This window comes from Kribbella sp. NPDC005582 (genome assembly GCF_040605415.1).
Classification (GTDB): Bacteria; Actinomycetota; Actinomycetes; order Propionibacteriales; family Kribbellaceae; genus Kribbella.
On sequence record NZ_JBEXCU010000003.1, the window covers coordinates 314,218 to 338,119 of the forward strand.

General features: G+C 69.7%; 22 protein-coding genes. 14 read left to right on the forward strand and 8 right to left on the reverse strand.

What is annotated here, in order from left to right; genetic code table 11:
* Positions 1-46 precede the first annotated feature (46 nt).
* From ABZS29_RS19335 to ABZS29_RS19345, 3 genes are all read left to right on the forward strand, one after another.
* Positions 47-1,030, forward strand: a complete 984-nt coding sequence (locus ABZS29_RS19335) for a Gfo/Idh/MocA family oxidoreductase (RefSeq protein ID WP_355463616.1) — start codon at positions 47-49, stop codon at positions 1,028-1,030.
* 11 nt (positions 1,031-1,041) lie between these two features.
* Entirely contained in the window at positions 1,042-2,040 is a 999-nt protein-coding gene (locus ABZS29_RS19340) for a Gfo/Idh/MocA family oxidoreductase (protein ID WP_355463617.1), read from the forward strand.
* Positions 2,041-2,141: 101 nt separating this feature from the next.
* Positions 2,142-3,254: an acyltransferase gene (locus ABZS29_RS19345; RefSeq protein WP_355463618.1), complete on the forward strand. Its 1,113-nt coding sequence runs from the start codon at positions 2,142-2,144 to the stop codon at positions 3,252-3,254.
* Here the strand turns inward: ABZS29_RS19345 and ABZS29_RS19350 are convergent.
* Genes ABZS29_RS19350 through ABZS29_RS19360 form a run of 3 tightly spaced genes read right to left on the reverse strand, consistent with a single transcriptional unit; the run spans position 3,245 to position 4,745 of the window.
* Positions 3,245-3,619, reverse strand: coding sequence for an Asp23/Gls24 family envelope stress response protein (locus tag ABZS29_RS19350; RefSeq protein WP_355463619.1), 375 nt, complete (start codon positions 3,617-3,619; stop codon positions 3,245-3,247). The two genes, ABZS29_RS19345 and ABZS29_RS19350, sit on opposite strands and share 10 nt — an antisense overlap.
* Entirely contained in the window at positions 3,616-4,200 is a 585-nt protein-coding gene (locus tag ABZS29_RS19355; RefSeq protein WP_355463620.1) for an Asp23/Gls24 family envelope stress response protein, read from the reverse strand. Before ABZS29_RS19355 ends, ABZS29_RS19350 begins: the two co-directional genes overlap by 4 nt.
* The gene (locus tag ABZS29_RS19360) at positions 4,191-4,745 is read right to left on the reverse strand and encodes a sigma-70 family RNA polymerase sigma factor (RefSeq protein WP_355463621.1); all 555 of its coding nucleotides are present in this window, start codon (positions 4,743-4,745) and stop codon (positions 4,191-4,193) included. Before ABZS29_RS19360 ends, ABZS29_RS19355 begins: the two co-directional genes overlap by 10 nt.
* Positions 4,746-4,960: 215 nt before the next feature.
* On the opposite strand from ABZS29_RS19360, the gene ABZS29_RS19365 reads away from it, so the two are divergent.
* From ABZS29_RS19365 to ABZS29_RS19385, 5 genes are read left to right on the forward strand one after another with little or no spacing between them, the layout of a single operon-like run.
* Positions 4,961-5,467, forward strand: coding sequence for an Asp23/Gls24 family envelope stress response protein (locus tag ABZS29_RS19365; protein ID WP_355463622.1), 507 nt, complete (start codon positions 4,961-4,963; stop codon positions 5,465-5,467).
* 33 nt (positions 5,468-5,500) lie between these two features.
* A complete protein-coding gene (locus ABZS29_RS19370) occupies positions 5,501-5,689 on the forward strand; it encodes a hypothetical protein (protein ID WP_355463623.1) in 189 nt (62 codons plus the stop codon).
* Positions 5,682-6,770, forward strand: a complete 1,089-nt coding sequence (locus ABZS29_RS19375) for a DUF6286 domain-containing protein (protein ID WP_355463624.1) — start codon at positions 5,682-5,684, stop codon at positions 6,768-6,770. The genes ABZS29_RS19370 and ABZS29_RS19375 overlap by 8 nt, the downstream gene beginning before the upstream one ends.
* A gap of 1 nt (position 6,771) precedes the next feature.
* The gene (locus ABZS29_RS19380; protein WP_355463625.1) at positions 6,772-7,347 is read left to right on the forward strand and encodes a hypothetical protein; all 576 of its coding nucleotides are present in this window, start codon (positions 6,772-6,774) and stop codon (positions 7,345-7,347) included.
* Positions 7,344-8,144 carry an MBL fold metallo-hydrolase gene (locus ABZS29_RS19385; protein ID WP_355463626.1) on the forward strand — a complete coding sequence of 267 codons (801 nt, stop codon included), beginning with the start codon at positions 7,344-7,346 and terminating at the stop codon, positions 8,142-8,144. The genes ABZS29_RS19380 and ABZS29_RS19385 overlap by 4 nt, the downstream gene beginning before the upstream one ends.
* A 23-nt stretch (positions 8,145-8,167) precedes the next feature.
* Here the strand turns inward: ABZS29_RS19385 and ABZS29_RS19390 are convergent, their stop codons facing one another.
* Positions 8,168-9,901 (reverse strand): FAD-dependent oxidoreductase, encoded by a 1,734-nt coding sequence (locus ABZS29_RS19390; RefSeq protein ID WP_355463627.1) that lies wholly within the window; start codon positions 9,899-9,901, stop codon positions 8,168-8,170.
* A 168-nt stretch (positions 9,902-10,069) separates the two neighbouring features.
* Here ABZS29_RS19390 and ABZS29_RS19395 point away from each other — a divergent pair, with 168 nt between their 5' ends.
* Positions 10,070-11,413: an FAD-dependent oxidoreductase gene (locus tag ABZS29_RS19395; protein WP_355463628.1), complete on the forward strand. Its 1,344-nt coding sequence runs from the start codon at positions 10,070-10,072 to the stop codon at positions 11,411-11,413.
* Between the two features lie 4 nt (positions 11,414-11,417).
* Here the strand turns inward: ABZS29_RS19395 and ABZS29_RS19400 are convergent, their stop codons facing one another.
* Positions 11,418-12,626 (reverse strand): ROK family transcriptional regulator, encoded by a 1,209-nt coding sequence (locus tag ABZS29_RS19400; RefSeq protein ID WP_355463629.1) that lies wholly within the window; start codon positions 12,624-12,626, stop codon positions 11,418-11,420.
* A 66-nt stretch (positions 12,627-12,692) separates the two neighbouring features.
* Between ABZS29_RS19400 and ABZS29_RS19405 the strand changes: the two genes are divergently transcribed.
* Genes ABZS29_RS19405 through ABZS29_RS19415 form a run of 3 tightly spaced genes read left to right on the forward strand, consistent with a single transcriptional unit; the run spans position 12,693 to position 16,713 of the window.
* Positions 12,693-13,112, forward strand: a complete 420-nt coding sequence (locus ABZS29_RS19405; RefSeq protein ID WP_355463630.1) for a hypothetical protein — start codon at positions 12,693-12,695, stop codon at positions 13,110-13,112.
* A gap of 33 nt (positions 13,113-13,145) precedes the next feature.
* On the forward strand, positions 13,146-14,939 hold the full coding sequence (locus ABZS29_RS19410) for an ABC transporter ATP-binding protein (RefSeq protein ID WP_355463631.1): 1,794 nt from the start codon (positions 13,146-13,148) through the stop codon (positions 14,937-14,939).
* Positions 14,932-16,713, forward strand: coding sequence for an ABC transporter ATP-binding protein (locus tag ABZS29_RS19415; protein ID WP_355463632.1), 1,782 nt, complete (start codon positions 14,932-14,934; stop codon positions 16,711-16,713). The genes ABZS29_RS19410 and ABZS29_RS19415 overlap by 8 nt, the downstream gene beginning before the upstream one ends.
* Here ABZS29_RS19415 and ABZS29_RS19420 read toward each other — a convergent pair.
* Together ABZS29_RS19420 and ABZS29_RS19425 are read right to left on the reverse strand one after the other, a co-directional pair.
* Positions 16,704-17,303, reverse strand: a complete 600-nt coding sequence (locus ABZS29_RS19420; RefSeq protein WP_355463633.1) for a dihydrofolate reductase family protein — start codon at positions 17,301-17,303, stop codon at positions 16,704-16,706. The two genes, ABZS29_RS19415 and ABZS29_RS19420, sit on opposite strands and share 10 nt — an antisense overlap.
* A gap of 5 nt (positions 17,304-17,308) precedes the next feature.
* Positions 17,309-17,908, reverse strand: a complete 600-nt coding sequence (locus ABZS29_RS19425) for a dihydrofolate reductase family protein (protein ID WP_355463634.1) — start codon at positions 17,906-17,908, stop codon at positions 17,309-17,311.
* Between the two features lie 27 nt (positions 17,909-17,935).
* Between ABZS29_RS19425 and ABZS29_RS19430 the strand changes: the two genes are divergently transcribed.
* The gene (locus tag ABZS29_RS19430) at positions 17,936-20,821 is read left to right on the forward strand and encodes an AAA family ATPase (protein ID WP_355463635.1); all 2,886 of its coding nucleotides are present in this window, start codon (positions 17,936-17,938) and stop codon (positions 20,819-20,821) included.
* Between the two features lie 166 nt (positions 20,822-20,987).
* Positions 20,988-23,027: an AAA family ATPase gene (locus ABZS29_RS19435; protein ID WP_355463636.1), complete on the forward strand. Its 2,040-nt coding sequence runs from the start codon at positions 20,988-20,990 to the stop codon at positions 23,025-23,027.
* On the opposite strand, the gene ABZS29_RS19440 is transcribed toward ABZS29_RS19435, so the two are convergent.
* The gene (locus ABZS29_RS19440; RefSeq protein ID WP_355463637.1) at positions 23,004-23,879 is read right to left on the reverse strand and encodes a DUF2797 domain-containing protein; all 876 of its coding nucleotides are present in this window, start codon (positions 23,877-23,879) and stop codon (positions 23,004-23,006) included. The genes ABZS29_RS19435 and ABZS29_RS19440 overlap by 24 nt on opposite strands.
* Between the last annotated feature and the right edge of the window lie 23 nt (positions 23,880-23,902).

Genomic DNA, 23,902 nt, shown 5'->3' on the forward strand with positions numbered 1-23,902 from the left:
CGGCCGGTGCGGGTGAGCCGGGACGACCTCGGGCAGGAGGAAGCAGATGCCGAACCCCCTCAAGATCGCGACCCTGGGTTTCTGGCATGTGCATGCCGGCGACTATTCGCGGCAGGCGCAGGAGCACCCAGGCACCGAACTGGTGGCGGTCTGGGACCCGGACGAGGAGCGCGGAAAGGCCGGCGCTGAAGCGTTCGGAGTCTCCTACACAAGCGATCTGGACGCGTTGCTGGCCGGCGACATCGACGGTGTCGTGATCACCACCGCGACCGACGAGCACCGGGACCTGATGGTCAAGGTCGCCCAGGCCGGCAAGCACATCTTCACCGAGAAGGTGCTCGCGCCGACCGTCGCGGAGGCCGAGGAGATCATCGCCGCGACCGACGACAACGGTGTCAAACTGGTGGTGTCGTTGCCGCGACTCGCCCATGGTTACACCAACGCCATCCGCGAGGTGCTCGACAGCGGCCGGCTCGGTCAGGTGACCTATGCGCGGGTCCGGCTGTCCCACGACGGCGCGATCGCGCGGGACGGCAAGGAGGGCTGGCTGCCGCAGCGGTTCTTCGAGCCGAAGGCCGCGATCGGCGGCGCGCTCACCGACCTCGGCTGTCACCCGGTCTACCTGACGCAACTGTTCCTCGGCGCCGACGCTGAAACGGTGAGCGCGACGTACCGGTCGATCGCCGGGCGTGGGCTGGAGGACAACGCGGTCGTCGTGCTCGGCTACCCGAACCAGACGATCGGCGTCATCGAGGCCGGATTCGCCAGCCCGAACCCGTTCACGATCGAGATCTTCGGGACCGAGAGCACGCTGACCTACACCGACGACGGCAACGTCCTGAAGGTCGGCGGTGAAGAGCTCCCGGTGCCCGAGCACAGCCTGGATCCGTTCGGCCAGTGGGTCGAGCACATCACGAACGGCACCCGGGCGGACGACAACATCAGCCGCGCCCTGGAGCTGACCCGGCTGGTGGTCGCGGCGAACGAGGCCGCCACCACCAACACGGTCGTTGCCTACTCCAACAGCTGAGGAGACGAACCATGCCCCAGATCAAGGTCGGCCTGATCGGCGCCGGCGGCATCGCCTCCGCGCACATCAAGGGCTACGCGGCCCATGCGGACAAGATCGGCATCACGGCAGTGGCCGACGCCGTCGAGGAGACCGCCAAGGCGCGGGGGAGTGAGCTCGGCGCGACGGCGTACACGGACTATCGCGAGATGCTCGCGAACGAGGAGCTGGACGCGGTCGACATCTGCCTGCCGCACCACTTGCACCGGGACGCGATCGTCGCGGCAGCTGAAGCAGGAAAGCACATTCTCTGCGAGAAGCCGCTGTGCCTGAGCGCCGACGAGGCAGCCGACGTACGGCGAGCTGTCGAGGCCGCCGGGGTGACGCTGATGTCGGCGCACAACCAGCTGTTCATGCCGGCCGTTGCCAAGGCCAAGGAACTGCTCGAGGCCGGCACGATCGGCACGGTCTACGAGGTGCGGACCACGGACAGCTTCTACAACGACTTCGACCCGAGCTCGATGGGCTGGCGGGCGAGCAGCAAGACGAGTGGTGGTGGCGAACTCATCGACACCGGCTACCACCCGACGTACCTGATGCTGCACCTGGCCGGTGGGATGCCGGTCGAGGCGACGGCGATGCTGTCGACGCACCGGCTGAAGTTCATGGAGGGCGAGGACTCCGCCCAGGTGCTGATCCGCTTCGACAACGGCGTGGTCGGTCAGCTGGTGACGAGCTGGGCGTACCAGCCGGCCGGATCGACCGAGCGGTTCTCGGCGGTCGGTGAGCTGGGCTCCCTGCACAGCGACGGTACGTCGCTCACCTACCAACTGCGGTCCGGCGAATCGGAGACGTTCGAGCTGGAGCCGGTCGACACCTTCGTCGCCGAGATCGGTCACTTCGCGGACTCGCTGATCGGCAAGACCCGACCGCTTCACACGGAGGTCGAGGGCATCGCCGTACTCGGCATCCTGCTCGCGGCGTACGAAGGCGCCCGCAGCAAGACGATCGCTCCGGTCATCAGGCCCTGAGCGCGGAGACCGGGTGTCACTCTCAGGAGTGACACCCGGTCGGCACGATCGGCACTTGACGGCGATGTGCCGGCAGGGGGCCGGCAGCGATCGTCGACAGCATGACGATCGGTCCCTCGAGCAAGGTCGACGCGGCAAAGCAGACGCTGAGCCACGCTGAGTTTCTGGCGCTGAAGCGCTTCCCCGCTCTCGACGGGTTGCGCGCGATCGCCGCGCTGATGGTCGTGGTCTTCCACAACGAAGGTCCGGATTGGCTGCAGGGCTGGATCGGTGTCCAGATCTTCTTCGTCATCTCGGGCTTCCTGATCACCACACTGATGCTGCGTGAGGAGGACCGCTCCGGGCGGGTCTCGTTCAGGAAGTTCTACGCCCGGCGGATCTTCCGCATCCTGCCGGTGTATCTCCTGCTGCTCGCGGTGACACTGGTCCTGCAGGTCTTCCACGGCAACCTGACCAAGAGCCCGCCCGGCTCCGAACTGCCGCTGTACCTGTTCTTCCTCAACGAGTTCGGCCACGGCGGGGCGTACGGGCAGTCCTGGACGCTGGGCATCGAGCAGAAGTTCTACCTGTTCTGGCCGCTACTGGCCTTCTCCGCCATCCTCGTGCAGCGCAAGGCGAAATCCAGCCGCCGGATCGGTCTGACCCTCGTGCTGATGGCGGTCACGCTCGGGGCGGTGCCGCTGACGCTAGGCGCCGATCCGCGCGGGTGGACCGCGCACTACTTCTCGATCCTGGTCGGCTGCCTGGTCGCGATCCTGATGCACAACCCCAAGACCTACAAGCTTTTCAAGCCGCTGACCCGGCCCTGGGTCGCGGGTACGGCGGCCGCGGCCTTCCTGGTGATCCACGGGACCGTGCAGTTCTGGGCCGCGTTCATCGAGCGGCATCACCTGGTCGGTGCGGTTCCCGGCGTCATCGCGGTTCCGCCGCCGTACGTCGTACTGGTCGGGTTCCTGCTGTTGCCGGCGCTGCTTGCCGACGCGTTCCCGCAGCGGCTGCTCTCCTCCCGGGCCTTCGTGTTTCTCGGCGAACGTTCGTACTCGATCTACCTCGTACAGCTGATCGCACACAGCGCCGTTGCGGCGATCTACCAGGGCCCGGTGCTGTGGGTCCCGGTGGCGCTGATGTCCATCCTGATGGCGCACCTGTGCTACCGCTGGGTGGAGAAGCCGATGATCACCACCGGCAAACGCTTCATCGCACGTCAGCTGTAGCGCGGTTCGAGGTCGAACTCGACGATGCGGATCCGGACGGTCGCGGGCCGTCCGGTTGCCGTCTCCAGTGCCGCGGCCACCGCCTCGTGCACCTTCTGGCCGACCTCGGTCGCGAGGTGATCGACGCCCACGACGATCCGGACCTCGGCGCGCACCTGACCGGGCGCGCTGAGGTCGACCTCGACCCCGGCCACATCCGGTACGTCGCGACCCGTCGCGCGTTGCCAGGCCTGTGCCCCGAACTGGCGCAGCAGCCCTTTGATTCCAGGCTGCAGGCGGACAACGCCGCCGACCGCGCGGGCAGCCTGCGCGGCTGCATCAGCCGCGCCCAACTGAGCGACCGCGCCGGCCGGATCCGCGGTCACGACCGCGATCCCGGACTCTGCGGTCCCGGGGTGGTCCAGACATCCACGACCTCGAAGTCGAGGGTGTCGAGTTCCAGCCCGACCTGACCACGTAAGGCCATGGCAACCCGTTGGCGCGCTTCGTCGAGCGCACCGACCTGACCAGCCCCGAACTCGAGGGCGACCGACATCCAAACCGCGACGGAACCCGGCTGCGTCAACTCGATCCGGCACTGCCGAGCCCGTACGCCGCTGGTGCCGTCGACCGCATACCGCAGTACGGCGGCGAGCGCGTGCACCGAGACCTCGATCGCGGCCGGCTCCGTGGGCAGCGGGATCGTGCGGCCGAGGTTGAGGTCGGCGCGGACCGCGGTCATGATCCGGTCGAGCAGACCACCGGGGACCTCGACCGGGTCGTCGATCAGCAGCTGGGTCGCTTCGATCAGCTGCTCCAGGCCGGCCTGCGCGGTTCGGCAGTGCGGGCAGTCGGCTCGGTGTGCACTGAGCTCACCGGACTCCAGCTCGTCCCAGACGTCTTCGACCGTTCGGCCGCAGGGCAAAGGGTGCAGCGCGGTGACCGTGTCATCAGGGTTCATCTCCATGGCTTCATCACCTCCGCAAGCTCGGCGCGGGCTCGGGCGATCCGGCCGCGGACCGCCGTGGGCGTCGTACCGACCAGGTCCGCGATCTCGGCGTACGAGCGGCCGTGGACCTCGCGCAGCAACCAGCAGGCACGTTGTGGCGGTGGGAGCCGGCGCAGTGCGTCGGCCAGTGCCTGCATCGCGGCGGTGTTCCCGGCCGCGCGGGCGGGATCCTCGGCGAGATCCGGGGGAGCGCTGTCTTCGTTCAGTTCCGCGAACGGCCGGCGGCGCTGCAGGACGGTTAGGCACTTGTTGGTGGCGGTGCGGTAGAGCCACGAGCCGAAGGCTGCTTCGTGCTGGATCTCCGGCAACCGGCGCCAGGCGGTCACGAACGTCTCTTGGGCTACATCCTCCGCGTCGCCGGTCGCGCCGTTCAGCATCCGCAGGCAGAGCGTGTAGATCCGGCGCTGGTAGCGACGGACCAGCAACTCGAACGCCGCCGGGTCCCGATCGCGGGCCCGGGCGACGAGGGTCGCCTCGTCGAGCTCGGTCAGCACCGTGGTCACGTCACCTCCTGGTTGCGCGCGTGCAGTGAGGACGACACCAGCCGCACAGATGTCACGGTAGCCTCCCCGATCTGCCCCGTGAGTCATGTCACGCTGTGCAGGATGTGGAGGGACCGTGACGATTCCGGGCGAGCGGTCGTCCTTCTGGCGAACGGCTCCGAACGACTGACGCTGTTCCACCATTCGAAGCAGTCGCTGACGAGAAAGGCATCCTCATGACCGACAGTGCCATCCCCACGGCGAGCCCCAAGCCGGCCGCCAAGCGATCGGTCGCCTCCGTCCCGGCCGCCGACGCTGTCGTTGCCGACGGCATCGGGTCGGCCGGCGGGCGCACCTCGATCGCGGATGTCGTGGTCTCCAAGATCGCCGGTATCGCGACCCGCGAGATCCCCGGTGTGCACGCTCTCGGCGGCGGCGCCGCGCGGGCCGTCGGGATGTTGCGGGAGCGGATCCCCGGCTCGAAGACCAACCTGTCCCAGGGTGTCTCGGTCGAGGTCGGCGAGACGCAGGCCGCCGTCGACATCGAGCTCGTCGCCGAGTACGGCGTCGCGATCGGCGAGCTGGCCGGCGCGATCCGGGAGAACGTGATCTCGGCCGTCGAGCGGATGACCGGGCTCGAGGTCACCGAGGTCAACATCTCCGTGACCGACGTGCACCTGGACGGCGATGACGACGACGCGGACGACGCTGACGACACCACCACCGAACCGCGCGTCCGCTGACGCACCGGTTCATCAACCCTTGAGGAGATCCGAGTGAGCACCTCGACTATCGGCCTGTTCGCCGGCCTGCTGATCGCCATCGCCGCCGCGGCCGGCGGGTTCGCCGGCTTCCTGCTCGCCCTCGTGCTGGGCGCGGTAGGCCTCGCCGTCGGGTACTTCCTGTCCGGTGGCGGTGGTTCCAAGGCGCTCGACGATCTCCTCAACCGCCGCAACCGTGGCTGACCGCAGCGCCGGCCCGCGCCCGGTCGACTCGCACCCGGCGGGCTCGCGCCGAGCGGACTCGCGCCCGGCCGGCGAGTCGCCGGTGGCTGGGGATGTGCTGGTGGCGGCTTCCGGCGAATCTGCGCGGGTCGTGGGATCCGCGGCGGCCGCGCGTGCGTCGGATGGACTCGAGCCGGTGGACGGACCGGCTCCGGGCGGCTCGGAGCCGTCCGCGATCGCTTTCGGGGGTGATCGCGGGCGGCTCGAGATCGCTCAACGGGCGGTGGAGCGGATCGTCGAGATCACGGCGCGGCGGCATCCGGCGGTGTCGCGGCAGGCCGGCGTACTGGGGCGTGGGTTGCCGAAGGCGCGGGCGGTGGTCGCCGGGCAGCGTGTCCGGCTGGAGTTGGAGACGGCGATCAGCTGGCCGCATCCGTTGGCGGAGACTGCAGCCGATCTGCGCCAGGCGATCACCTCGGCGGTCGAAGAGCTGACGGGCCTCGGCGTCGACCGCGCCGATGTCGTCATCACCATGGTTGATGCCTCTGAGGTGTCGAGAAGTAAAGCGTCGTCCGCTGAGGCGGTGGCGGCCAAGCAGCCGGTGGCTGGGGCTGCCGCCGTGTGGGTCGGCTTGCTGGCGGCCGTCGCGCTCATCCTGGCGGGTTGTGTCGCGATCCGCGAGCTGGCGGTTGCCGTCGGACTGATGGACGGAACCTCTTGGTTGGCGCGAGGCTTCGGGCGAACGATTGAGCTGGAACCGTCCGGCTGGATGCTGCCGGCCGGGATCGCCGCCGCTGTCGTCGGACTACTGGTGTTGCTGGTGACCTACAAGCGGCGGCGCCGGACTCATCATGCGGTGGGTCCGGACGGGCTCGTTTGGCTGCGCAGTACGGACGTGGCCCGGCTGGCGTCCGAGAGTGCTCGGCAGGTGGATTCGGTCACTGCAGTGTCTGGGAAGTCCAAGCGCAAGCGCGTCAGCCTGACCGTGACGACGTTCGGCGAACCCGTCCGGGTGAGCACCGACGTGCAGGCGGTCGTGGACAGCCGCTTGGCAAGCATCAGCCCGGTGCCGCGGACGCGCATCGCCGTACGGGAGGAGTGACATGCGACGTGGAGTGATCGCCCTGGACCGGGCGGTGGGAACGGTAGTCGCGCTCAACCTGCTGGCGGCCGGAGGCGCACTGATCGCGTGGCAGTACGGCGAACTGCCATCGGACCGAATCACGGCCGGACCCTTCGCGGATCCGGCCACCGCCGAATGGTGGCCGTGGGCAACAGGTGCCGGCGGAGTGCTGGCGATCCTGCTCGGCCTCTGGTGGCTCGGGCGGCATCTGCCACGCCGCGTCGGCGGCCGGTTCGCGTTGCCTGGCGGCGATCGCAGCGGCCGACTGACCGCCGACGCTCATTCGGCCGTAGACGCCGCTGCCCAAGCACTCGCCCGGACGCCCGGGATTCGTGACGGCTCCGGCCAAGTCGTCGCCGACCGCGGCCAACTGGTCGCCGAACTCACCTGCACAATCGAGCCCACCGCCGATCTCGACGCGGTGCAAGCAGCCGCAGCTCGCACCGCGACCGAACTCGCCACGGTTGTTGCCTTGCCCACCCTTCACACCCGGATCCGGCTCCGCGTGGCCCGCACGGACAAGAGCACTCCGCTCCCGCGCGTAGGTACGAGATGAATAGAGCCGCCGCTCCGTCGCTGCAGGCGATGTCGGATGGCACGTTCGTGGCGCGGCCCAGCTACTTCGGCGCCGAGCCCACTGTGCGTCCCGAGGTGTTCGACCGCGACGGTACCGCGCGGCTGCCGATCGGCTGCTTCCTCATCCGTACGGCGGAGCAAGTGGTGCTGGTCGATGCGGGCCTGGGCCCGCGCCGGAAGCAGATGCCTGACGGCATGGAACTGCACGGCGGTCAGCTGCTCACCGAGCTGACCGCACTCGGGACGGCTCGGCACGAGATCACGGACGTGGTCTGCACCCACCTGCATTCCGACCACGTCGGCTGGCTGTTCGACAGCGACGCCCAGCCGACCTTCCCGGGCGCGAGGATCTGGTTCGGAGCGGCGGACTGGGACTACTTCGTCGACGGACCGGGAGAGCTCGACGTGGAGGTCGAAGCCGGGTTCCGCCGCCCCCAGAACTCGTCGCTGTTGCGACCGTTGGATCGTGAGACAGAGCTGGCGCCCGGGGTCACAACGCTCATGACCCCGGGCCACACCCCAGGGCACCTCTGCCTGATGGTCGATTTCGGCGATCGGCGCTCCCTGTTGCTCGGTGACGCCATCACCCACCCCGTGCAGCTTGCTGAGCCTACGTGGCACTCCTTCGGCGATGTCGATGCGAACCTTGCGGACCGCAGCCGGCAACAACTCTGGCACGCGCTGGAAGATCCCCTGGTGACTGGGACGGGCGCGCACTTTCCAGGATTGCGATTCGGCGGAGTCCGCGTGGGCGCAGGCCGAACTTGGTCCAGCTGACCGTTGGCACGGCCGGCTACACGCTACTCGACCAGCTTGCCCTCGGTGGAGATGTCGTCGCGCATCAGCGCGCGGATCTCGGCCGGGATCGCGGGGATCGGCTCTCGCGTGATCTGACCAGGACCCGACCAGACGAGGTTGACCTGGAGGGATTCGTCGAGGTCGGGGTAGTCGGAGCGGTTGTGGCAGCCGCGGGACTCGCGCCGTTCGAGCGCGGCGTCGAGGGTGGCCCGGGCGGCGAGTGCGGACGACTTGAGGTCGAAGGCGTGCGCCAGGTCCTGGAATCCGGCGATGTCGGGGTGGACGCCGATCTGTGCCGTGCGCTCCTCGATCTCCGCCAGTTCGGCGATGCCGGCCAGCAGACCCGCCTCGTCCCGTACGACGCCGGCGCGGGCGGTGAGAGTGTCGCGGAGCGCTCTCTGCAGTGCCCGGACGTTCTCCGGCCCGTCGGCCGCGAGCAGGCCGTCGACCTCTGCCCGAGCTTCTCCGACCACGTCGGCGGATCGCAGCTGGGACTCACGATTCACCGAGTACTTCGCCGCCTCCGCGCCGACGATCCGGCCGAAGACCAGCAGCTCGATCAGCGAATTGCCACCGAGCCGGTTCGCGCCGTGCAGACCACTGGCCGCCTCGCCGAGCGCGTACAGCCCGTCGACGCCGGTCGAGTGGTCCTCGGCCCGCACCCAGACGCCGCCCATCGAGTAGTGCGCGGTCGGCGCGATCTCGATCGGCTGCTGGGTGATGTCGAGCATCTGCAGCTCGAGCAGGGTCTGATAGACGCGCGGCAGCCGCTGCATGATCGTCTCCCGCGGCAGGTGTGACACGTCCAGCCAGACGCCGCCCTTCGGCGTACCACGGCCTTCCTTGATCTCCGTGTACGCCGCCAGTGCCACCCGGTCGCGGGTCGACAGTTCCATCCGCTCGGCGTCGTACCGGGCCATGAAGCGCTCGCCGAGCGCGTTCCGGAGCTGGCCACCCTCGCCACGCGCGGCCTCGGAGACCAACGTGCCGGCCACGTTCTCGGGTTCGAGCAGGCCGGACGGGTGGAACTGGACGAGCTCGGGGTCGCGGATCCGGCCGCCGGCCGTGACCGCGAGGCGGAACGAGTCGCCGGTGTTCTCGTCGCGGCGTGACGACGTACGCCGCCAGATCCGGGTGTGACCGCCGGCCGCGAGGATGACGGCGTCGGCGTGGATGACGTACCGCTTGCCCGTGTCGAGATCGAAGCCGTAGGCCCCGAACACCGTGTTGTCCCGGACCAGGATCCGCGTCACGTAGACGTTGTCGAGGATCGGTACGCCGAGCTGCAGCGCGCGATTCACGAGGGTGCGCTGGATCTCCAGCCCGGTGTAGTCGCCCGCGAACGCCGTCCGGCGGTAGGTGTGCGCGCCGAAGAACCGCTGCGAGATCCGGCCGTCGGCCTCGCGGGCGAACGGCATCCCGTACCGCTCCAGATCGGCGATGCCCTGCGCCGCGCCCTCGGCGACGATCCGGACGGTCTCCGGATTGGCGAGCAGGTAGCTCTCCTGCAGGGTGTCGGCGGCGTGCTGCTGCCAGGTGTCCTCGGGATCCATCGTGGCCAGCGCCGCGTTGATGCCGCCGGCGGCCAGCGAGGTGTGCGCGTCGTTCCGCGGACGCTTGCCCAGGGCAAGGACTTCGACGCCCTGCTCGGCCAGCTCGATCGCGGCCCGCAGGCCGCCACCGCCGGTCCCGATCACCAGCACGGAGGTTGCGATCTGCTGCTCGGCCATCGTCATTGACGGTCTCCTTCGGCTCATCGGCTCTACCTCCACAAGACCACGCGACTTCCGGAACCGTGACGGATCTGCCGGGTAACCGCAGTCACATCGGCGGTGGGCCTTGTCACAGTGGGGGTCGATGCGCTGTCTTTGCTAGTGACAGCTATCCGTGGACGGAGGACTTCGGTGCGCAGAATCGTGGTGGTCGGAGGTGGGTACGCCGGCTTCTACACGGCCTGGAAACTCGAGAAGAAGTTGCGGCGCGGCGAGGCCGAGGTGATCCTGATCGACCCGCGGCCGTACATGACGTACCAGCCGTTCCTGCCGGAAGTGCTCTCCGGCTCGGTCGAGGCCCGGCACGCGGCGATCTCGTTGCGCCGCAACCTGCGCCGTACCCGGGTCATCGCCGGCTCGGTGACCGTCGTCGAGCACGCCCGGAAGACGGTGACCGTGCACCCGGTGCGTGGCGAGGACTTCGAGCTCCCGTACGACGTCATCGTGGTCACCGCGGGTGCGGTCACGCGGACGTTCGACCTGCCCGGCGTCGCGGACCAGGCGATCGGGATGAAGCACGTCGAGGAGGCGGTCGCCGTCCGCGACCGGCTGCTCACGGCTTTCGACGAGGCGTCCGTCCTACCGCCCGGGCCGGAGCGGCGACGGCTGCTGACAGTTGTCTTCGTCGGCGCGGGCTTCAACGGTGTGGAGAGTTTCGGCGAGCTGCTCTCGCTCGCGAACAGTCTGCTCAAGTCGTATCCCGGGCTGAGCCGGGACGATCTGTCCTTCCACCTGGTCGAGGCGACGGCGCGGATCCTGCCCGAGGTGACGGACGGTCCGCGGGCCTGGGTACGCCGGTTGCTCGAGGGGCGGGGCGGCCACCTGCATCTGGAGACGACTGTGCAGTCGGCCGTCGGTGGACACGTGGTGCTGTCCGATGGCTCGGCGTTCGATGCGGAGCTGATCGTCTGGACGGCCGGCAACGCCGCGACCCGGTTGGTGCGCGGTCACACCGATCTTCCGGTGACGGCCCGCGGCCTGATCGAGACCCGGCCCGATCTTCGCGTCGGTACCGCGGACGAGATCGTTCCCGACGCGTGGGCGGCAGGTGACGACGCCGCGATCCCGGACCTGGCTTCACCGGTGCCTGGCGCGCTGACCGTGCCGAACGCGCAGAACGCCGTCCGGCAGGGAAAGCTGCTCGCGAAGAACCTGCTCGCCGATCTGCGCGGCCGCGAACCCAAGGAGTACAAGCACCACAGCCTCGGGTCGGTGGCGACGCTGGGCCTGGGGACGGGTGTCTTCCAGTTCCGGCGGATCGTCGTCAAGGGCCTGCTGGCCTGGCTCATGCACCGCGGGTACCACGTGCTCGCCGTACCGACGTGGGACCGCAAGGTCCGCGTGCTCGCGGTGTGGCTGGTCGCCGTCCTCTACGGCCGAGACATCGTGTCACTGGCGTCCGTGCAGCAGCCCCGCGCCGCCTTCACCACCGAAGCCGACGCCACCTCGCGAGCAGAGCGACAAGCAAGCAGCTGAGCAGTCAAGCTCCCGGGACTGCCAGGAGGTCGGCGAGGACGGTGTCGAGGGCCATGCGGGCTGCCCCTAGGGCTACTGAGTCGGCGCCCATCGTGGAGGTGATGACCTCGATCGGGGCCAGGGTGAGGCGGTTCAGGGCGCGGCGGAAGGGCTCGGCGATGATGGCGCCGCCGCGGGACATGCCGCCGCCGAGGACGACTACCTCGGGGTCTACGGCCAGGGCGAGGACCGCGGCGCCGCGGGCCAGGACTTCGGCGAACTCCATCAGGACGCGCAGGCTCTCGGGGTCCTGCAGGGCAGCGGAGGCGATGACGAGTTCGCCTTCGCGGCCGGGCGGCAGGCCGGCGGCGGTGGCGAGCTCGGTCCCGCGGGCGTGGAGCTGGTTGACGGCGGCTTCCCAGCCGAGGGCCGGCCAGGTGCCGATCTCGCCGGCAGCGCCGTGGTGGCCTTGGTGGACCTGGCCGTTGATCAGGACGCCGGCTCCCGCGCGGTGCCCGGCGAACATGTAGACGATGTCACCGTGTCCTTGGGCGGCACCTTTCCAGTGCTCGGCCAGAGCGGCGAGTTTGACGTCGTTCGCGACCGCGACCGGTACGCCGAGCCCGGCGGAGAGCTCAGCGGCCACGTCGATGTCGGGGAAGCCGGGGAGCGAGTAGACCGCCAGTTCGGAACCGATCGGTCCGTCGCGAACGTCGCGGGCCGCGCCGCCGGTCCGGAGTGCGCCGGTCACGCCGCAGGCGGCGCTGCTGATGTCGGAAGGCTCGAGACTGGCCGCTCTCCACGTGGCGAGGGTGACGTCGATGGCGGCCTGCAGTCTGGTCGGAACGTCGAGCAGCGGGTCCAGCTCGGCGCGCTGCGTGGCGAGGGTGTTGCCGCGCAGGTCGGTGACGACGGCCATCGCCTTGTGGGCGCCGATGTCGATGCCGGTCACGTACCCGGACTCAGCGCGGAAGCGGAAGTGCCGGGCCGGGCGGCCGGCGCCTCGGGTGCCGGCCCGCTGCCGCGGCGGGGCTGTCTCCTCGACCAGGCCGTCCGCGATCAGACCGGCGAGCAGCTCCTCCGCGGTCGGCCGGGAGACCCCGACGACATCCCGCAGCTCCCGCGGCGTCAGCGATTCAGCCTGGAGGAACGCGTCCAGGGCTGCAGCGACGTTCAGTTTCCGCAGCAGCGAGGAGTCGCCCATCCGGCCGCCGTCGGCTTTGTCCTGACTCACCCCGTGAGGATACGGGGGAACGTTCCACCGCACGGAGCACGACCGGGCATCCAGTAGTTTGAGCGTGTGGCGGACCAGAGTTGGCGGGAGCGGCGCCGGGAGGCGTCTGTCGAGCAAGCGGCCGCGCTCGAGCGGCGGAAGGCTGCCGAGTCGGCGCAGGCGCGGGAGCTGCTGGTCGAGTTCGTGCGCGAACTCACCGAGCGCGGCGTCGCACCTGAGCCGCTGCGCGCGCAGGTGATCGGATCCGGAACGAGCTATCGCACCGGGATCAGCGGCTGGTACCTGCGCAAGAACAAGTCGGTCGCCGTCGACACCGACGCGAACTTCTACATCCTCGGAACGCCGGCGAGCCTGACTGCTCGGGTGGCCGGCGTACGGGTGCTGCCGTCGGATCCGCCGCTGGTGGTGGGTCAGGGCGGGCGTGACGGCGAGTCGATCAAGCTCGCGGATCTCCTGGAAATGCGTCGGTCCGAACTATTCCAGTGATTTTTGTCGGCTAGGCCGGTTACGGTCTGTCGGGTGCTGACTCTGCTGAGATACGGGATGCGCGTCGCGCCGGGAAGTACGGCGTTGACGGTCGGTCTCGCCGTGCTCGGAGCAATGCTCGGGATGGCGGTCACGCTGCTCACCGGGCAGGTGGTCGGTGCGGTGCCTGGGGTGGTCGCGGGGTCGGCCGGAGCGATGTCGCTGTGGGCCTTCGGCTGGCTGCTGGCGGCGATGCTGATCGTGTTCGTCCTGGAGAGCCTGACGCCCGCGATGCATCGGGTCACGGCGACGCTTCTCGAGGCGGTGGTCGTCCGCGAGATCGGGATCGGCATCACCGAGCCGCTGCTGCGACCGCAACGGATCGAGCATCTCGAGGACGGCGAGGTCCTGGACGTCCAGGAGCGGGCCAAGGGCAAGGGCGGCTTCCACCTCTCCACCGGGATGTCCCAGCTGCCGTGGCTGCTCGCGGCCAGGGTCACGATGATCGGGTCGGCGGTGATCGTCGGGCTGATGTTCTCCTGGCTGGTCGCAGCGATGCTGGTCGCGGTGACGCTCCTGCTGGAGTGGCACCAGGGCCGGATGATCGAGGGTGAGATCGACATGTGGTGGGGCAACACCGAGGAGCAGCGCCGCGCCAACTACGTCTTCGACCTCGGGATGCGCGATGCGCCGAAGGAGCTGCGGGTCTTCGGCCTGCACCAGTGGGTGGTGAATCGGTACGTCGAAGAATGGACGGCCGGCTTCCGCGCGGTCTGGGCCAAGCGCGGCAAGAACGTGGCCTGGTCGATCGCGATGGGCCTGGTCCGGCTGCTCGCCGACGGATTCGCGATCCTGCTCGTCGGCCGGGCCGCACTGGCCGGTGATCTGCCGCTGACACAGGTCGCAACCGCCGTACCGGCGATTCTGGCGATCGGTGTCTCCGGCAGCGGGTACGGCGTCGTCCAGCTGCGGCGCGGGTTGTCGGCGTACCGGGCGATGGTGGCCTTGCCGGAGACGATCGCGACGCGGCATCCGGAGCCGGCCGTCAGCGGACAGCACGACGTGGCGGCGATGCCGGTGCGGGAGATCCGGTTCGAGAAGGTGAGCTTCCACTATCCGGGGTCCGAGAACTACGTCCTGCGCGATCTCGACCTGACGATCCACGCGCGTGAAGCGCTCGCGCTGGTCGGGGTGAACGGCGCGGGGAAGTCGACGCTGGTGAAGCTGCTCGGCGGCGCGTACCGGCCGACGAGTGGACGGATCCTGGTCGATGGTGTCGACCTGGCCGAGCTCGACCTGGGCGCCTGGCAGCGGCGGATCGCGGCGATCGTGCAGGACTTCCTCCGGTTCCCCTTGCCGGTGACGGACAACGTGGAGTTCGGTGCGATCGAGAGGGCGGGTGACCGGGTCGCACTTGCGCAGGCGGCCCGGGAGTCCGGGATCGAGGATGTCGTGCGCGGACTGCCGAAGGAGTGGGACACCGTGCTGGACAAGGCTTTCGACGGCGGTGTCGATCTGTCCGGAGGGGAGTGGCAGCGCGTCGCGCTCGCGCGGGCGTTGTTCGCCGTCCACGCGGGCGCCGGTGTGCTCGTGCTGGACGAACCTGCCGCGGCGCTGGACGTGCGCGCCGAGATCGAGCTGGTCGAGCGGTATCTCGAGCTGACCTCCGGGGTGGCGTCGCTGATCATCTCGCACCGGTTCTCCGTGGTGCGGAACGCGGATCGGATCTGCGTGCTCGACGACGGCCACATCATCGAGGACGGGACGCACGAGGAGTTGCTCGCGATCGAGGGGACCTACGCCAAGATGTTCCGGCTGCAGGCCGAGCGGTACGTGACCGATGCGTAGCCTGCGGATCGGCCGGCTGTGGCTGGTCACGTCGTTCCGGGCGGCGCCGTTGCTGATGGCGATCTCGACCGTGCTGGTCGCGGCGCGAGCGGTGACAGCGCCGGCGCAGACCTACGGCATCAGCCTGCTGGTCGACGGCCTGAGCGGACACCGGTCGAGCACGATCGCGGTCGGTATCGCGGTCATCATCGGGGGCCTCGCGGTCGCCTTCCTGGCGGACGTCGTCGGTTGGCCGGTGCAGCAGACAGCGCAGGAGCGGATGGCCGGCCGGGTGCACGCCGACCTGCTGGACGTGACGACCGGGATTCCCGGGCTGACCCATCACGAGCGACCCGATGTGGCCGATCGGCTGGAGCTGGTTCGCGAGCGGGCGTGGCGGATGGGCGTCGGCTCCGAGGTGCTGCTGTGGGTGTTCGGGACGGTGACCAACACCGTTACTGTGCTCACTTTGCTGGGATCGGTGCACCCAGTGCTGTTGCTGCTGCCGCTACTCGGTACGTCGCGGATCTGGTCGGCGTACCAGGGGAGTATGCGCCAGCAGAAGGCGTACGAGGACTCGCTGCCGCACGAGCGGCTGGCGGATCGGCTGATCGAGGTGGCGAAGGACCCGCGGACGGCGCTCGAGCTGCGAGTGTTCGGGTTGGGGCGAGTGCTGATCGAGCGGATCTCGGGCTTGCAGGCCGAGCGGTTCAAGCTGCTGGTCAGTGCGGCGAAGTGGAGCGGGAAGGTCGACGGCGCCGTTCGGTTGCTGTTCGCGCTGGCGTACGCCGCTGCGATCGTCTGGGTGGTCGCGCGAGCTCGCGATGGCCAGGCGTCGGCCGGGGACGTGGTGCTCGTGCTGCTGCTGGCGCCGCAGGTCGATCAGATGACCGGCGGCATCGCGCAGAACATCTATTGGGTCGGCGAGGTGGTGCGCAGCTTCGTTCGCTACGACTGGCTGCGGGAGTACGCCAAGGACAACGCGTGGCGGGAGAGCACGACGCCGGCGCCCGCGAAGCTCAGCACCGGGATCGAGCTCCAGGACGTCGGCTTCGCCTATCCCGGCGGAGAGTCTCCGGTGCTGAGCGGTGTGACGCTGAAGATTCCGGCCGGGTCGGCCGTCGCGCTGGTGGGCGAGAACGGCGCCGGCAAGACCACGCTGGTGAAGCTGCTGGCCCGGATGTACGACCCGACGACCGGCCAGATCCTGATCGACGGAGTCCCGCTCACCGAGGTCGAGCCGAAGCAGTGGCGGTCCCGGATGTCGGCCGGCTTCCAGGACTTCGTGAAGTTCGAGTTCCGCGCCCGCGAGGTGGTGGGCATCGGCGACCTCGACCGGATGTCCGACGAGGCGGCGGTCCGGGCGGCCGTCGTACGGGGTGATGCGGAGTCGGTGATCGCCGGGCTGCCGAAGGGCCTGGACAACCAGCTGGGCAAGAAGTTCGAAGGCGGTGCCGAGCTCTCGGGCGGTCAATGGCAACGGCTCGCGCTGGCCCGCGCCTTCATGCGGGAGAGACCGCTGCTGTTGCTGCTCGACGAGCCGACGGCCGCGCTCGACCCGGAGGCCGAGCACCGCCTCTTCGAGCAGTACGCCGCCGCCGCGCGGATCGCGGCCACCGAGACCGGCGGCATCACCGTGCTGGTCTCGCACCGCTTCTCGACCGTCCGGATGGCCGACCTGATCGTCGTCCTGCACGAAGGCCGGATCGAAGAGGTCGGCACTCACCACGAACTGCTCGCCGCCCGCGGCCGCTACGCCGAACTCTTCGAACTCCAGGCCCGCGCCTACCGCTGAACCGGGAACACGAGGTGGGTGACGCGGTCGCCCTGGATGCACGTCGTCGGGTTGCCGAGCGACACTTCCGCGGAGAGCTCCCCGAAGAAGGGCCGATTGCCCGCGCCCATCACCACCGGCACCAGGTCGACGGCCACCTCGTCCAGCAGCCCCAGTTCCAGGCACTGCCGGGCGATGGTTCCGCCGGCGACCGAGACGACACGGTCGCCGGCGAGCTCCTGAGCCCGGGCGATCGCGGCCTCCACACCGTCGGTCACGAAGGAGAACGGTGCGTCGGGGTGGGCCTCGACCCAGTCCGTGGGTACCTGATGAGTCACCACGACCACCGGGACATCCAAGGTGTGCCGGCCGTTCCAGCCCTGAGCCACGTCGAACAGCGTCCGGCCACAGACCAGCGCACCCAGCCCCGACACCCACCGCCCGAGGTGTTCCGCGCTCGTCGGGGTGAGGTGGATGGTGAAGTCGCCGGCGGGGGTCGGGACCGCGACGTCGCCGTTCTGCAGCCAGTCGAACAACCGGCCGATGCTGTTGTCCTGCTTGGCGACGTACCCGTCGAGGGACATGTTCGCCTGTGCCTGAACCGTACCCATGGAGATCAGGCGCGCTTGCGGTCGTAGAGGAGGCAGAGGGTGCCGCTGTCGCCGGGGGTGCTGTCGACGAGGGTCCAGGAGCCGGGGACCAAGGTGGTGTCGAACAGGGAGGCTCCGCCGCCGACGAGTTCCGGGCAGAGGGTGATCGAGAGGCGGTCGAGTTCGTCGGCGGCCAGCAGGGCGCGGATGACGCTCGCGCTGGCGAGGACGATGATATCGCCGCCGGGCTGGGTGCGGAGCTCCTTGACCGCGGTGGCCGGGTCGCTGGTGGTGATCCAGCTGTTCTGCCAGCCGGCGTGGTCGAGCGTGCTGGAGAAGACGACCTTCTCGACCTCGTTGAGCCAGCGGGAGAACTGGCGGCTCTGCTCCGGTGCGGTCTCGTCGTCGGCGACGCTCGGCCAGTAGCCGCCGAAGCCCTGGTAGTTCTTGCGGCCGAGCAGCGCGGTCGTTGCCGGAGCGGTGACTCGGATCATGTGGTCCAGCGTCACGGGCGTGGCCGCGTGCGGCACGATCCAGCTCATGTCGAAGTCGCCGCCGGGGCCGTTGACCCGGCCGTCGAGCGACAGAGAGATGTTTCCGACGACGGTACGGCGAGGGTTGGTCATGTCGGTTCCTTGGGGTCTTAGGGTCTGATGGCTCAACTCTCGGCGTCGACCCCGGCCCAGGTCGTCACCAGATCTGGTGACATCGCCGGACGAACCCTGGATGATGCGACGATGTGGTCTATGCCGCCGACCGTCATCAGTCCTGTCCTCGTGGGCCGGGAGACCGAGCTGGCCGCGATCGAGACGGCGTACCGGCAGGTTGGCGGCGGTGAGGCGATCACGGTGCTGGTCACCGGCGAGGCCGGGATCGGCAAATCCCGGCTGGTGACGACGGCGATCGGCCGGCTGCCGGAGACTCCGCTGGTGCTGACCGGCGGCTGCCTTGAGCTGGGCTCGGGCGGGACACCCTGGCTGCCGTTCGTGGCCGTGATGCGCGGTCTGCTGCGCTCCTGGGGAGCGGATCGGCTGCGTGCCGAGCTCCCTGCCGACGGTACGGCGCTCGCCGACTGGTGGCCGGAGCTCGGGCTCACCCGGGTCGACGGCGGACAGGTGCGGCTGTTCGAGGAGTTCCTGTCCCTGCTGGGCCGGGCGGCGCGGGACCAACCGGTGGTGCTGGTGGTCGAGGATCTGCAGTGGGCCGACGTGTCGAGCCGCGAGCTGTTCGCGTACCTGGCGCGAAACCTGGCGGACCGCCGGGTCCTGCTGGTCGGCACCATCCGGTCCGGCGAACTCGTTCCCGGTCACCCGACGCGGCAGTTGCTGGGGGAGCTGGGTCGCCGGGCGGACGTCGTACGGGTGGAGCTGGCATCGCTCGAGCGACGTGAGGTTGCAGCGTTGCTGGCCGCGCTCGACGGGCATCCGGTCGATCCGGTCGTGGTGCGCGAAATTCACCAGCGCAGCGACGGGAACCCCTTGTTTGTCGAGGCTCTGCGGTCGAGTGGTGCGGCGGCCGGTGGCGGACTGAGTGATCTGCTGCTGGACCGAGTGGCGGACCTGGCGCCGGACGCGCGGCACTTGCTGGCGGCAATTGCGGTGGCGGGCGCCGAGGTACCGGATGTGATTCTGGCCGAGGTTCTGGAGCGGCCGAGCGATGAGGCGTTGCGTGAGCTGGTCGAGCGGCACCAGGTCGTGGTGCGCGACACCGTGTACGCCGTCCGGCATGACCTGATCCGGGAGGCCGTGTACGGCGCGCTGCTGCCGGGCGAGCGCCGCCGCCTGCACCGCCGCTACGCGGCCGCGATCAGCGCACGAGACACCGACGGCGACTATCAGGCAGCCGCACTGGCCGAGCACTGGGCGGCGGCTGGTGAGCACGGGCGGGCGTTGACCGCGGCCTGGCGTGCGGCCGCGGTGGCGGGCCGGCAGTTCGCGTACGACGACCAACTGAACCTGCTCGACAAGGTCCTCACGCTCTGGCCCGAGGTGGAGAGCCCGGAGACGCTGACCGGCGTCAGTCATGTCGATGTGCTCGCGGCCGGTGTCGAGGCGGCGTACTCGGCGGGTCGCGCCGACTGGGGTGTCCGGCGGTCGGCCGAAGCCTTGGCCGAGATGGACATCGACGCCGAACCGGCGCGGGCGGCGCGCTTCCTCGGCCTCAAGGGCCTGCTGCAGAACCGGCTCGGCGAGCCTGGGCTCGAGAGCCTGGAGCAAGCGGTGGCGCTGGTGCCGGCCGGGATGGACGATCTGTTGCGCAGCCGGTTGCTGTCCTGGCTCGCGCTCGTCTCGTGCGTCGAGGAGGACATGGCCCGCGCACGGGCGCTCGGCACTGAGGCCTATGGGCTGGCCGAGCGTCTCGACGACAACGGGTTGCGCGCCGCCGCGCTGCTCCCGCTGGCCTTCCTGGACGACGTGGACGGTGCGGTCGAGTCGGCGCACTCGCGATACTCCCGCTGCGAGGAGTTGGCGCTGCGGGCCGGTGACTATTCGCTGAGCCTGACCGCTGTGCAGTGGGACAGCGTCGTGTACGCGCTCGACGGACAGGTCGAAGAGGCGGCGCGGCGGACCGCGCGCGGTCAGCAGTCGGCCGAGCGCTGGGGACTGACGAGGTCGCGCGGCAGCATGCTGGCGCAGAACCGCGCCAACGCGTTGTTCCGTCTCGGCCGCTGGGACGAGGCGCTGGATGTTGCCGACGATGCGCTGGCCGACGCGCCACCGCCGCGATACCTGCTGGCACTGCATTACGTCGGAGCGCAGATCGCCGCACGACGGGGACAGTTCGACCATGCGCGGCGATTGCTCGACGAAGGCGAGGCGCTGTGTGGTGAGGCGCGGCCTTTCGAGACGATGATGCTGACCGCTCGGCTCACTCTCGCAACCCTGCAAGGCGATGACGAGGCGGCGCGGCGCATGCTCGAGCGTGCGCTGCCGTTTCGGGTGTGGAGCGGGTACGACGCCGCCTGGTTCCTGCTCGCGGTCGCGCAGTCCAAGAACCTGTGGGCCCTTCCGGACGCGCGGAAGGTGGTGGCGGCGGACATGGCGGCCCGGGTCACCACGGCGGCGGTCGTGGCGACAGCCGATGCCGCCGAGGACGACTCGGTGGCCGCCTGGCAGCGGGTGGTGGATGCCTGGCGCGAGATCGGCCAGGTGTACGACCTTGCCGAGGCGCTGACCGGGCTGGCGGCCGCGGAAGTTGCCGAGCGCAACGACAAGGCCGCCCGGGAGGCGCTGGCGGAGGCTCGGGCGATCGCGGCCGACCTGCGTGCCGCGCCGTTGCTGGCGCGGATCGCCGGCCTGGCGGATCGGGTCGGGCTGGATGCGGAGGCGCGGCCGGCGCGGGCGTTCGGGCTGACGGCTCGGGAGCTCGAGGTGCTGCAGGTGATGGCGCAGGGCTTGTCGAACGCTGAAATCGCGCGGAAGCTCTTCGTCTCCGGGAACACGGTCGCGACCCACGTGGCCCGGGTGCTGCGGAAGCTCGGAGCGGCGTCGCGGACCGAGGCGTCGGCGATCGCGCACCGCGAGGGTCTGCTGAATTAATTGGGTGGTCCCTGCGAGACCAGACTGGTAACGTCGCCCGTCTGTTTTGTGGGTGACGTGCAAAGCCTGTGTGAAGGATCGAATCGAACCGGATCTGCTCCGGGGCGGGACCCTTGGTGGTCACCCCGCGCTCCGTTCTCCTTCACCGAAACGAGGCACTCCCACGATGGTCGAACTCGACTCCGAGCGCGCTTTTCTCGCCGAGGCGCAGGCCGCACTGGCCCGGATGTACGCCGATGTGCTGGTCCGCGAGATCCCGGTCATCGGGGGTGAGGACAACGACGAGCGGTTCACCAACGAGGCCAACCAGCGCGCGCACGAGCAGCGGACCCTCGCGCTGGTCGATCTGCCCGACGTTCCGTTGTTCTTCGGGCGGCTGGACTACGAGCACGGCACGATCGACGGTATCGACCGGATCTACATCGGCCGCCGGCACGTGCACGACGGCAGCGGTGAGCCGATGGTCATCGACTGGCGGGCACCGGTCTCCGTCCCGTTCTACCGGGCGACGCACAGCGATCGGCAGAACGTGTTGCTGCGCCGGCGGTACGGCTTCTCCGACAGCGCCGAGCTGACCGGCTTCGAGGACGAGCCGATGACCGGCGTACCGGTCGTCGACCAGGGCGACGCGTTCCTGCGGGCCGAGATCGAGCGACCGCGCACCGGCCCGATGCGCGACATCGTCGCCACCATCCAGCCGGAGCAGGACGACCTGGTCCGGGCGCCGCTGAACCCGTCGATCTGTGTGCAGGGCGCACCCGGCACCGGGAAGACCGCGGTGGGTCTGCACCGCGTCGCGTACTTGCTCTACACCGAACGCGAGCGGCTGCGCCGTGGCGGTGTCGTGATCGTCGGTCCGAACCGCTCGTTCCTGTCCTACATCCGCAAGGTGCTCCCCGCGCTGGGTGAGGTCGACGTCCGGCAGATCACCATCGAGGAGCTGATCACCCACCCGACCGAGGCGGTCGACGGTCCGGAGACTGCCCGGATCAAGGGCAGCGAGCGGATGTCCGCCGTACTGGTGCGGGCGTTGTGGTCCTTCGTCGGTACGCCGACCGAGGGCGTGCTGTACAGCAAGGGCGCCCAGCGGTTCCGGGTGCACGACTACGAGGCGCAGGAGATCGTCGCGGCACTGCGCGGATCGACCGGGTACGCCGCCGGCCGGAATGCGCTCGCGCAACGGCTGGCCCACGCCGTACTGGTGTTGATGGAACGGCGGGGCGACTCGCCGGACGACCGGGTCCAGAATGCGGTGGCACGGTCGAAGCCGGTCAAGGCACTGGTGGACTCGGTCTGGCCGAAGCTGGTGCCGGAGCAGGTGCTGCACCGAATGCTCTCCGACGCCGAGTTCCTGGCGGAGGTGGCGGGCGACGACCTGACAGCGGAGGAGCAGAGCGCGATCCTGTGGGCCAAGCCGGCCCGAGGGTGGAAGTCGGCGAAGTGGTCGCCGGCCGATGCGGTCTTGCTGGACGAGCTCGATGACTTGATCGAGCGGAAGGCCGGCTCCCTCGGGCACCTGGTGCTGGACGAGGCGCAGGATCTCTCAGCGATGCAGCTGCGAGCGTTGGGTCGGCGGTGCCGGACCGGCTCGGCCACCGTACTCGGCGATGTCGCGCAGGCGACAACGCCGTGGGCCGCGGGAGCGTGGGACAAGGTCCTCGGTCACCTCGACAAGTCGGACGGTCTCGTGGTCGAGCTCGACCGCGGGTTCCGGGTGCCGGAGCAGATCATCAAGTTCGCGGCGCGACTGCTTCCCGCCATCGCTCCGACGCTCGGGGTGCCGACCGGGGTGCGGACGGTCGCCGACGCGCTGGCCGTCGTACGGACGGGTGAGGACGGATTCGCGGACGCGGTCGTCGAGTCGTGCCGGATCGCTTTGAGTGCTGAGGGTTCGGTGGCGTTGATCGCGGCCGATGATCAGATCGGGGCGCTGCAGGCCGAGCTGGTGGGAGCCGGGCTGGAGGCCGGATTGCTGGGGGAGTCGGAGGACTCGATGGAGGCGACGCGGCTGGTCTGCGTCCCGGCGACCCTGGCCAAGGGCCTCGAGTTCGACACCGTGGTGGTGGCCGAGCCGGCCCGCATCGTCGCCGCGGAACCGCGCGGACTGCAACGCCTGTACGTCGTCCTGACGCGAGCCGTCAGCCGCCTGCATCTCGTGCACTCGGAGCCGCTGCCGGAAGCGCTAGAACAGGGCGTCCTGCGGTAGGACCGGCGCGGCGATCGGCTCGGTCGGTGCAGTGAACGCCGTGCCCGATTCAGCCGGGGTGAGCGACCAGCCGGAGAGCAGCTGGGTGTCGGTGAGGACGAGACCGTGTGAGGTCTCCAGGTAGACATCGCGGGCGATCTGACAGGTGATCCGGCCGGAGATCACGACACCCGGCGCGAGTCCGGTCACCGCGTGGGCGGGACAGATCCCGTCCGCGGGCAGCCCGTACGTCGGCGTGTGGTCGACGACCTCGAGCGCGCGGACGGTCTGACCGTCGGGCCAGTCGAGGCTGTCGATGTTCGCGGCCAGGGTGCGGAGGTCGCTCAAGCGTTCGGCGGCGCTGGGCGGGCTGAGGCGGGCGGTCCGCTTGGTCGGTGAGGTGACGCGGTCGGTGACGCCGAAGGCGGAGGTGAAGAGCCGCTCGACCCGGCGGGCCGCGGCCAGCGTCCCGCTGGACAGGAAGGCGGAGCTGAGCGCGCCCTGTTCGAGGAGACGAGCGGAGCCGCGGTCGGCCGCGGTGATGCCGATCTTGACCCGGCTGCCGTGGTGAGCGAGGTACACGGCGAACTCGCGCGGGTCGTCGAGGCGGGTGTCGGCGGCGATCGAGTACGACCGGTCCATCGTCTGGCACTCCGGACAGAGCGGTCCATGGGCGGTCGCGGCGAGCGGGGTCCGGGTGGGGCAGCCGAGGCGTTTGCCGTTGCGCCAGATGCCGAGGCACTGACGATCGGGGCCGGTGATGAGAGCGATTTCGTCGCCCAGGCGGAGCGGCGTCCGTGGGGTGGTGGCGGACCACTCCAGCTGGGGGATGCCGTCGTTCCAGACCAGTCCGGCCGCGCGGGGTGAGGTCATGGGCGCTGACTCTAGACGGCGCC